10 protein-coding genes and 1 rRNA gene are annotated in these 9861 nt (G+C 69.3%); 2 read left to right on the top strand and 9 right to left on the bottom strand.

The genetic code is table 11. The features are described from left to right. The first annotated feature begins 311 nt into the window (after positions 1 to 311). Positions 312 to 1082, top strand: a complete 771-nt coding sequence (locus ACZ58V_RS06925; protein ID WP_193482582.1) for an ECF subfamily RNA polymerase sigma factor, BldN family — start codon at positions 312 to 314, stop codon at positions 1080 to 1082. A gap of 235 nt (positions 1083 to 1317) precedes the next feature. Further along, positions 1318 to 2562, top strand: a complete 1245-nt coding sequence (locus ACZ58V_RS06930) for a DUF5667 domain-containing protein (RefSeq protein ID WP_471288698.1) — start codon at positions 1318 to 1320, stop codon at positions 2560 to 2562. A gap of 49 nt (positions 2563 to 2611) precedes the next feature. On the opposite strand, the gene ACZ58V_RS06935 is transcribed toward ACZ58V_RS06930, so the two are convergent. The 9 genes from ACZ58V_RS06935 to rrf form a co-directional block, all read right to left on the bottom strand. Beyond that, complete coding sequence (locus ACZ58V_RS06935; RefSeq protein WP_468186270.1) at positions 2612 to 3667, bottom strand: lysophospholipid acyltransferase family protein; 1056 nt, start codon at positions 3665 to 3667, stop codon at positions 2612 to 2614. Positions 3668 to 3681: 14 nt separating this feature from the next. After that, positions 3682 to 4743, bottom strand: coding sequence for an NAD-dependent epimerase/dehydratase family protein (locus tag ACZ58V_RS06940; protein WP_189728252.1), 1062 nt, complete (start codon positions 4741 to 4743; stop codon positions 3682 to 3684). Positions 4744 to 4945: 202 nt separating this feature from the next. After that, entirely contained in the window at positions 4946 to 5044 is a 99-nt protein-coding gene (locus ACZ58V_RS06945; RefSeq protein ID WP_003948845.1) for a 30S ribosomal protein bS22, read from the bottom strand. A 154-nt stretch (positions 5045 to 5198) separates the two neighbouring features. Continuing rightward, entirely contained in the window at positions 5199 to 5411 is a 213-nt protein-coding gene (locus ACZ58V_RS06950) for a helix-turn-helix domain-containing protein (protein WP_004984898.1), read from the bottom strand. Positions 5412 to 5540: 129 nt separating this feature from the next. Further along, positions 5541 to 6356 carry a phosphatase gene (locus ACZ58V_RS06955; RefSeq protein WP_468186265.1) on the bottom strand — a complete coding sequence of 272 codons (816 nt, stop codon included), beginning with the start codon at positions 6354 to 6356 and terminating at the stop codon, positions 5541 to 5543. A gap of 87 nt (positions 6357 to 6443) precedes the next feature. Continuing rightward, the gene (locus ACZ58V_RS06960; RefSeq protein WP_468186262.1) at positions 6444 to 7619 is read right to left on the bottom strand and encodes an acetoin utilization protein AcuC; all 1176 of its coding nucleotides are present in this window, start codon (positions 7617 to 7619) and stop codon (positions 6444 to 6446) included. Continuing rightward, complete coding sequence (locus tag ACZ58V_RS06965) at positions 7570 to 8799, bottom strand: MFS transporter (RefSeq protein ID WP_471288701.1); 1230 nt, start codon at positions 8797 to 8799, stop codon at positions 7570 to 7572. The genes ACZ58V_RS06960 and ACZ58V_RS06965 overlap by 50 nt, the downstream gene beginning before the upstream one ends. A 75-nt stretch (positions 8800 to 8874) precedes the next feature. Further along, positions 8875 to 9519 (bottom strand): HAD family hydrolase, encoded by a 645-nt coding sequence (locus tag ACZ58V_RS06970; protein WP_471288704.1) that lies wholly within the window; start codon positions 9517 to 9519, stop codon positions 8875 to 8877. A gap of 61 nt (positions 9520 to 9580) precedes the next feature. Then, positions 9581 to 9697: ribosomal RNA gene (gene rrf, locus ACZ58V_RS06975) — 5S ribosomal RNA — on the bottom strand. Positions 9698 to 9861: the final 164 nt, after the last annotated feature.

The following is a 9861-nucleotide window of genomic DNA, read 5'->3' on the forward strand; positions in this document are numbered from 1 at the left end:
ACAACGCCCGTAAATCCAACTGGCGTACCCCCAAAACCTCGTATCCAGTCCTCTTGGCTGCACACGGCCACAACACGCCCTGGACTCAGCCGCAATCCGAACCCTTCCGATCAACAACTGTTCACAATCCGGCACTTGATCCGGTGTCAATCGGTTACGGAAGCGACGTAATCGATGATTTGAGCAACTCGGTGTAGCAGAGCCTGCACGAAGCGTTATTCTCCTCAGACGCAAACCGGTACCCCTCCGTCGCTACGACGGGTGAAAGGTCCCGCACTGCACGTGATGGAAGCTCTGCCTCTGGGAGTCCCGTGTACCCACACGTCGGGGTTGACGCCTCGGGCCTGGCTACGCTGCGCGCAACGGTCCTCGACCTGTTGCGCGGCTTCGTCCCCACCGCGTACGCCGTCCCCGCATTCGCCACCGCCGCACCCGTAGGCCCTTGCTATGCACTGGCCGACGGCAGCGCCGCGGTCGGCAGACGAGGGCGCCCGTCCGGCGGGGCCACCGCCCGACGGCCCGCGGCGGACAGCGACAGCGCCCGCATGATGGACCTGGTGGAGCGCGCCCAGGCCGGCGAGGCCGACGCCTTCGGCCGTCTCTACGACCAGTACAGCGACACCGTGTACCGGTACATCTACTACCGGGTCGGAGGAAAGGCGACAGCCGAGGACCTCACCAGCGAGACCTTTCTGCGAGCCCTGCGCCGCATCGGCACGTTCACCTGGCAGGGCCGCGACTTCGGCGCCTGGCTGGTCACCATCGCCCGCAACCTCGTCGCGGACCACTTCAAGTCCAGCCGCTTCCGCCTCGAGGTCACCACCGGCGAGATGCTCGACGCCAACGAGGTCGAGCGCTCCCCCGAGGACTCCGTCCTGGAGTCCCTCTCCAACGCCGCCCTGCTCGACGCCGTACGGCGGCTCAACCCCCAGCAGCAGGAGTGCGTGACACTCCGCTTCCTCCAGGGCCTCTCCGTCGCCGAGACCGCCCGCGTGATGGGCAAGAACGAGGGCGCCATCAAGACCCTCCAGTACCGGGCCGTCCGCACTCTCGCCCGGCTCCTCCCGGAAGACGCCCGCTGACCGGCCCGCACGCTCGGCGACATCCAACTCACGTTCCGTGACAGTCCGTTGACTTCCGCATCCGATCAGCCGGGGTCCGTAACCCAAGTGCCGCGCCGCTCGTTGTGAGGGATGCAGGCTCCCTGTGGTCACCCCTGGCCGACCCCGATCACTCGATCGTGTGGTTGAGGTCAGGGTGTGCAACCCTCAGGACCCCCTGGGGAGTCGACCGTCATGACGAGAGGAGGTGCCGCCAGTGATCGCGAACGTATCGGCACACCGGCGGGCGAACGCCTTCGCCCAGGCCCTGGAGGAGCAGTCCGAGCAGGGCACGGCGGCCGAGCAGCCCGAAGGTTCGGCACCAGCCCCGGCACCCGCGGAACAGACCGAACCGGCACGCCTGACGGCGCTGGCCTCCGGTCTCGACGCGCTGCCCAAGCCGGAGCTCGACCCTGAGGTCAAGGTCGTCCAGCGGGCCCAGCTGGTGGCCGCGTTCGAGGCCATGCTCCAGGAGGGCACCGCAGGAGGCGGGGCGACAGACCGAGCGGTCCCAGGACAGCGCTCCCGTGGCGCCCACCGCGCCGGCTCACTGAAGAAATTCCGGCCGCGTTCCCGGCTCGCCAAGGGCCTCACCGCGGGCGGACTCAGTGTCGGAGTGGCCGCGAGCGCCTTCGGCGGAGTCTCCGCCGCCAGCTCCGACGCCCTGCCCGGCGATTCGCTCTACGGCCTCAAGCGCGGCATCGAGGACGTGAAACTCGGCCTCGCCGACAGCGCCGACGAGCGCGGCCGGGTCTACCTCGACCACGCCTCCACCCGGCTCAGCGAAGCCCGCCGCCTGATGGAGCGCGGCCGCAGCGGCCCCCTGGACCACGAGTCCCTGGGCGAGATCCGCCGCGCCCTGTCCGGCATGCGGCACGACGCGTCGGAAGGCCACCGGCTGCTCAGCGAGGCGTACGAGCACGACCCGGATTCCCTGGGCCCCATCCAGGCCCTGTCGGCGTTCTCCCGCTCCCACCGCGAGGCCTGGGGCGAACTGCGCGAGAGGCTCCCCGTCCAGCTCGGGGACGTCAGCGACCAGGTGTCGTCGGTGTTCGACGCCATAGAGGAGGATGTCGCCCCGCTGCGCTCCCTGCTCCCCGAGCCCCCGGCGAAGAACGGCGGCGAAGGCAAGCACCGAGGCGCCTCCGAGTCGGCCTCCACCGGCTCCTCCGCCACCGACCGGTCGGCCCAGCCCGGCAAGAGCGGCAGCGGGCGCACCGACAAGGGCGGCACCGGCGGAAGCAGCGGCAGCCCCAGCCGCTCGGCCGGCTCCGGCAGCGACAGCGACGGCCTGCTCGGCGGCAGCACCGGCGGCCTGCTCGACCCGCCGAAGGACAGCGACGCGAGCACCTCCCCGTCCGCGGAAGGCAGCCCGGCCGTACCCAAGCCGGATGTGACGCTCCCACCGCTGCTGCCCGGCTTGCTGCCCGGTCTGGGCATCGACGGCGAGGACGCACGCTAGACGGCGCTGGGCGCCCCTGTGCGGGGCGCCCAGCGCCGTAGGCGAAGCATCAGAAGAAGACCGACCGCCGCTGCACCAGCAGCTTGTACAGCGTGTGCTGGATCTGCTCCCTGACCTGATCGGTCAGGTTGAACATCAGCATCGGGTCCTCGGCCGCCTCCGGCGGATAGCCGTCCGTGCGGATCGGCTCGCCGAACTGGATCGTCCACTTGGTCGGCAGTGGAATCGCGCCGAGCGGTCCGAGCCAGGGGAACGTGGGCGTGACCGGGAAGTACGGAAAGCCCAGCAGGCGGGCGACCGTCTTGGCGTTGCCGATCATCGGGTAGATCTCCTCGGCCCCGACGATCGAGCAGGGGACGATCGGCGTCCCTGCGCGCAGCGCCGTCGAGACGAAACCCCCGCGGCCGAAGCGCTGGAGCTTGTACCGGTCCGCGAAGGGCTTGCCGAGGCCCTTGAAGCCCTCCGGCATCACCCCGACCAGTTCGCCCTGCTCCAGCAGCCGTGCCGCGTCCTCGGCACAGGCCAGGGTGTGGCCGAGCTTGCGGGCCAGTTCGTTGACCACCGGCAGCATGAACACCAGATCGGCGGCGAGCAGGCGCAGATGCCGTCCCGCCGGATGGTTGTCGTGCACGGCGACCTGCATCATCAGGCCGTCCATCGGCAGCGTGCCCGAGTGGTTGGCGACGATCAGGGCGCCGCCCTCGGACGGGATGTTCTCGATGCCCTTCACCTCGACCCGGAAGTACTTGTCGTACAACGGGCGCAGCAGGGACATCAGGACCTGGTCGGTGAGCTCCTCGTCGTAGCCGAAGTCGTCGACCTCGTAGTCCCCGGTGAGTCGCCGGCGCAGGAACGCGAGCCCGCCCGCGATCCGCCGTTCCAGACCGCCGTCGCCGTCCTGGGACCGCTCAGGCGGCTGCTCCTCAGAAGTCACAGGAACATCATCCTGCGGAACAGCCCTGGTGGGCAGGGGCTGCACCTCACGGACCGGCGGCGACTCCGTGCCCGAGCGGCGGTTCCCCGCGCTCCGGCGCCGCTGGGGGCGCTGCACGGCGCTTCCGCGGGACCGGTCGTCATCGAACGGAATGACCTTGGCATCCGCCATCGTTGATGCGCTCCTCAGTTGGCGCTCTGCGTCGGGGGGTGGCCGTCGCCCGCGAGGGGCAGTGCGGCGATCCGGTCGACGGCCCCCGCAAGGGCCTCCGGCGGAAGAAGTCCGGGTCCCTGGCTGCGGGCGAAGTCCGCGAACGTTTCCGCGGTCGTGTACTTGGGCTGGAATCCCAGCGTTTCGCGCATCTGGCCCGTGGCCACGACCCGGCCGTGGGTGAGCAGCCGGATCTGCTCGGGCGAGAAGTCCGTCACCCCCAGCGTACGCACCAGCGAGCCCGCCCAGGTGACGGCCGGGAGCGGCAGCGGCACGGTGGGGCGCCCCAGGCGCCGGGAGCACTGGGAGAGCAGCAGGACGCCGTCGCCGGCGATGTTGAAGGTGCCGCTGTTGAGCGTGCCCCGCCGGGGCTCGTGGGAGGCGATCCGCAGCACCTCGATCACATCGTCCTCGTGCACGAACTGCAGCCTGGGGTCGTAGCCGAACACGGTCGGCAGGACCGGCAGCGCGAAGTACGAGGCGAGCGGGGTGTCCGCGGTCGGGCCGAGGATGTTGGCGAACCGCGGCACGCACACGGCCACGTCGGGCCGGCGGCGCGCGAAGCCGCGGACGTAGCCCTCGACCTCCACCGTGTCCTTGGCGAAGCCGCCGCTGGGCAGGGACTTGGGCGGGGTCGTCTCGGTGAAGACGGCCGGGTCGCGGGGCGCGGAGCCGTAGACGTTGGTGCTGGACTTCACGACCAGCCGCTGCACGGCCGGGGACTTCTGGCAGGCACCGAGCAGCTGCATGGTGCCGATGACGTTGGTCTCCTTCAGGGAGGCCCGGTTGCCGCTGCCCAGCGGTGTGCCCGTCACGTCGAGGTGGACGATCGTGTCGGCGGCCGTCTCGGCGAGCACCCGGGCGATCGTGGGCTGCCGGATGTCGGCCTGGACGAAATCCGCGCCGCCCAGATGGTGCTCGGGCGGCACCGCGTCCACGGCGATCACCCGGTCCACCTCGGGGTCCCGCTGGATCCGCCTCACGAACCGGCCCCCCAGCTGGCGGGCCACTCCGGTCACGAGCACGACCTTGCCCAAGATCAGCGCCTTCCTTCCACAACCTCTTGTCCCCGCCGCGTTCCCCCGTGGGGCCAACTTAGCGGTTCGGTGTTGCGCTGTGATGACCGCCCGATGCGCGAAGTGACGGGAAGCGGCCGGACTTACGTGGCGATACACGTGTGGCCCCCCACCAGTGGGTGGGGGGCCACAACGACGCTCTCGCGGCGTCCGCGTCGCGAACCTACTTCTTGTTGCGACGCTGAACGCGCGTGCGCTTGAGCAGCTTGCGGTGCTTCTTCTTGGCCATCCGCTTGCGCCGCTTCTTGATAACAGAGCCCACGACTACCCTCGCTCACTTCTCATCACTCGGTGCTGGGCGCCATGGGCCCATACGACCTACGAGGGGCTAGCCTACCCGCCCGAGCGCTGAGGTCGTAATCGAGGGGGCCAGGGTGATCCCGAGTGCCCTGTGAGGGATCACCCCGCCCCAGCCGTCAGGCGGTTTCCACCCCCACGTAACTCTCGCGGAGGTACTCGTGAACCGCTTGCTCCGGGACGCGGAAAGACCGCCCCACACGGATCGCGGGCAGATGACCGCTGTGCACCAGCCGGTACACGGTCATCTTCGACACTCGCATCACCGAGGCGACTTCCGCCACGGTAAGGAACTGAACCTCGTTCAGAGGCCTCTCGCCAGCTGCAGCCATGACACACCTGAACCTTCCGCACTCGACGGCCACCGGCTTCCCCTTCCGGTGACTCTTCGTCGCTGCGTGCTCACTCCCCAATGTAGGGGCCAGTGATGCGAGTGGGGAAGAGGTGCACCCATCAACGGCCTACTGTGACAGACACGCCCGATTGAGTACGTAGCGGGTAAGCGGCAGGTAGTAATCAGATCGCACGCCGTCATCAAGTGGAACGACGACGGACACGGACCCCTCCGCCTGCCCGACGAACGGGGCGGGGTCGTCCGTATCGGCCGGCCCGATGGCCTCGAACCCCAGCTGACCTGCCCCGCAGACCCACCCGTGATCCCCGATCACCAGCTCGGGCAGGGGCCCGCCGGCCTCCGCCGCAGCGGCCAGCGCGGTACGAACCGGGAGCGGTGAGTGCGTATGTGCGCCGGGCTCACAACCGGGGCGTTCCACCCCGGGCGCCCGCACCAACGCGACTCCTCGTACGTAGTCGAGGTTGTACGTACGTAGGCCGAACCGGGTCGTTATGTCGACACAGCGACCCTGCGCGGGGGTGAGAACCGCACACCCCGCCGCCGACAGCGCGTCTGCCAGAGCGGCGTAGAAGCCGAGCAGCCGATGCGGGTGCCCGGTACCGAGAAGCACCGGAGCACCCCGCCGGGCGACATCGGCGAGACGGTCCGCGAAGGTGTCCAGCGCGGCCACCGTCCGCTGCGGATCGATCACGTCCTGGCCGGAAGTCCTCCGAGAATCGGCCGAAACCCCGCACCTGTCCGCCATCAGCTCGATCAATTCCCGCTGCTTCCAAGCCCCTTCGGGATCGATGCCGAGCAGCACACGGGGGTCCCGGGCAGCGAAGAGCCGGTAGCTGCGCAGGCTCTCCTCACGCGATGTGGCCACGGTACCGGCGAGGCGTGCACCCACCAGGTGCGTACGAAGAACTTCGGGGGTCAGCACGAGAAGATCGTCCGCGACCAGGGCCTCACCTGTCCCGGGAACCGGCGAACACCGCTCGGTCGGCCTACCAGGCCCACCAGGGGCGCCTCACCCCGGCAGCAGCCCCCGCAGCGGGAACACCGCCCGCCGGGCCGCCAGCACCGCCTGGTCCAGCCGGTCCGCCGGGTCGTACCCCGCTTCCCAGCCGGTCCACTCCACGGGCCAGCGCCCGTCCGTCATCCGCGCCGGGGCCAACTGCCGTGTCCGCGCGAACACTTCCTGCCGCCACCCCTCGGGGATCACCGCCTCGGGCTCCACCTCCCGGTGCGCCGCGATCGCGACCAGATGCGTCCACGACCTCGGTACGACGTCCACCACCGCGTAGCCGCCCCCGCCAAGGGCCACCCACCGACCGTCGGCGTACTCGTGCGCCAGGTCGTGACAGGCCAGCTGCACCGCCCGCTGCGCGTCCAGCGACACGGCCAGATGCGCGAGCGGATCCTCGAAGTGCGTATCGGCCCCGTGCTGCGTCACCAGCACCTGCGGCCGGAAATCGGCGATCAGCTCCGGCACCACGGAATGGAACGCCCGCAGCCACCCGGCGTCCCCGGTCCCGGCCGGCAGCGCCACATTCACCGCCGAGCCCTCCGCGGAGTCCGCCCCGGTCTCCTCCGGCCACCCGGTCTGCGGGAACAGCGTCCGGGGATGCTCGTGCAGCGAGATCGTCAGCACCCGCGGGTCGTCCCAGAACGCCGCCTGCACCCCGTCCCCGTGATGCACGTCGACGTCGATGTAGGCGACCCGCTCGGCCCCGAGCTCCAGCAGCCGGGCGATCGCCAGCGACGCGTCGTTGTAGATGCAGAACCCGGACGCACCACCGGGCATCGCGTGATGCAGCCCGCCCGCGAAGTTCACCGCGTGCGGCGTCTCTCCACGCCACACGGCCTCCGCCGCCCCCACCGACTGCCCGGCGATCAGCGACGACACCTCATGCATCCCCGCGAAGGCCGGATCGTCCATCGTCCCCAGCCCGTACGACTGGTCCGCCGCGCCCGGATCGGCCGACGCGGCCTTCACCGCCTCGATGTAGTCCTCCCGGTGGACGAGCCGCAGCGTCGACTCCCCGGCCGCCTTCGCGGCGACCACCTCCACCTCACGGTCCAGCCCGAAGGCGTCGACCAGTCTCCGGGTCAGCGCGAGCCGGACCGGGTCCATCGGATGCCCGGGACCAAAGTCATAGCCCGTTACTGCCTCGTCCCACATCAGCTGTGTGCGGCCGCTCATGCCCGCCACCGTATCGGTCCGGTTGAGCGGCGAACGAACGGGCGTACACCAGCGTCACCAGCACCAACACCATCGGCACGAGCATGGCCCCGCGATAACTCCACAGATCACCGAGCGCGCCCACCAGCGGCGAACCGATCAAGAACCCCACATAGTTGAAGACATTCAGCCGCGCGACGGCCGCGTCCGAAGCCCCCGGGAACAATCTGCCGGCCGCCGCGAACGTCTGCGGCACCAGCACACACAACCCCAGCCCCAGCAGCGTGAACCCCAGCATCCCGACCCACGCCCCAGGAGCCCCCGCCACCACGGCGAACCCACCCGCCGCGACCAGCGCCCCGGCCCGCACCACCGCGACCGCCCCGAACCGCCGCACCCCGAAGTCCCCCAACGCCCGCCCCAGCAGCGTGGTGACCATGTACACGTTGTACGGCACCGTCGCCATCTGCTCCGAGCTGCCCAGCACGTCCTGCAGATACTTCGCACTCCAGTTGGAGACCGTCGAGTCCCCGATGTACGCGACGGTCATCACCAGACACAGCGGCAACAGCAACTTGAACGCGAGGGCCTGCCCCTCGCCCGCCTTCCCCTCCATCCCGGACTCCGCCACCGGGCCCCGATCGCCGCCGTCGACATACCACCGGCTCCCCACCAGCACAGCCGGCAACAGCGCCAGCACGACCGGCAGATACGACACCCACAACGCCAGATCCCAGTGCGCCCCCACCCACGCCAGCGAGGCCCCGACGATCCCGCCCAGGCTGTAGACCGCGTGAAAACTGAGGATGATGCTGCGCCCGTACGCCCGCTGCAGGCTCACCCCGAGCATGTTCATCGACGCGTCCAGCACCCCGACGGCGAGCCCGAACGCCGCGAGCGCCACCCCCAGCTCCACCATCCGCTCCCCGGCACCGACCCCGAGCAGCGCCAGCAGCACCACGGGCTGGGACCACCGCAGCAGCCGGCTCGGCGGCACCCGCTTCACCAGCCGCTCGGTGCTGACGCTCCCGACGCCGGCGAGGATCGGCACGGCGGCCAGAAAGGCGGGCAGCAGCGCGTCGGAAACCCCGTACCGGTCCTGGATGGCCGGGATCCGCGTCACGAGCAGAGCGAAGGCGACCCCCTGCACGAAAAAGCTGAACGCCAACGAACCTCTGCCGCGCCGCAGCACATCAGTCATGGCGGCGAGCGTAGGGCCCCGGCTTACCCGTGGGTAGATCCAGCCAAAGATGAATTTGCCTCATCTTCCACGGGCTCACACCAGCAGATCGGCCAGCTCCCCCATGTCGGAGAAGAGCCGGGTGGCGCCGGCGAGCCTCTCCGCCGGAGTCATGGCGATGAACCCGTACACGTCCATCCCGGCCGCGACCGCCGCCCGCACCCCCAGCGGACTGTCCTCGACGACGACACACCGCTCCGGCGCGACCCCCATGCGCTCGGCGGCGTACAGGAACAGATCGGGAGCCGGCTTCCCCCGCCCGACGTCCTGCGAGCTGAAGATCCGCCCCTCGTCGAACCACCGATCGAGCCCGGTTGTCCGATGCCCCACCCGAATCCGCTCATGGCTCCCGGACGAGGCCACGCAGTACGGCACCCCGTCCGCGGCGAGCTTCTCCAGGACGCCGGAGGCCCCGGCCACAGCCACGAGCTCCTTCTCGAACGCCGCGAACACCCGGGCGTGAAAGACGTCGTCGAAGCTCTCCGGCAACCGCTGTCCCGTCCGCTCGAGAACCAGCTCATGAATTCGGTGCATCGCCGACCCCATGTAGTCCCGAATGGACTCCTCGTACGAGGTCGGGTGCCCGAGCTCGGTGAGATACGCGGCCAGCAGCCGGTTGGAGATGGGCTCACTGTCGACGAGTACACCATCGTTGTCGAAGATGACGAGATCGTAGTTCATGTAACGACCTTAAACGCAGAAAACCCCGTGCCGAATGGCACGGGGTTTTCTTTCAATGATTGTTCGGCGGCGTCCTACTCTCCCACAGGGTCCCCCCTGCAGTACCATCGGCGCTGAAAGGCTTAGCTTCCGGGTTCGGAATGTAACCGGGCGTTTCCCTAACGCTAAAACCACCGAAACACTATGAAACTGTAAACTGCCGCACCATACCGTGACCTGGCATGGGGCTGTTCGTGGTTTCAGAACCAACACAGTGGACGCGAGCAACTGAGGACAAGCCCTCGGCCTATTAGTACCGGTCAACTCCACACGTTACCGTGCTTCCATATCCGGCCTATCAAC

This window comes from Streptomyces sp. NPDC040589, from assembly GCF_055594445.1.

What these genes read in the sequence shown, in the direction of transcription:
- ACZ58V_RS06970 (WP_471288704.1), bottom strand. Translation starts at nt 9,519, where the DNA reads ATGAACTACGATCTCGTCATCTTCGACAACGATGGTGTACTCGTCGAC.
- ACZ58V_RS06935 (WP_468186270.1), bottom strand. Translation starts at nt 3,667, where the DNA reads ATGGCGGATGCCAAGGTCATTCCGTTCGATGACGACCGGTCCCGCGGA.
- ACZ58V_RS06965 (WP_471288701.1), bottom strand. Translation starts at nt 8,799, where the DNA reads ATGACTGATGTGCTGCGGCGCGGCAGAGGTTCGTTGGCGTTCAGCTTT.
- ACZ58V_RS06950 (WP_004984898.1), bottom strand. Translation starts at nt 5,411, where the DNA reads ATGGCTGCAGCTGGCGAGAGGCCTCTGAACGAGGTTCAGTTCCTTACC.
- ACZ58V_RS06960 (WP_468186262.1), bottom strand. Translation starts at nt 7,619, where the DNA reads ATGAGCGGCCGCACACAGCTGATGTGGGACGAGGCAGTAACGGGCTAT.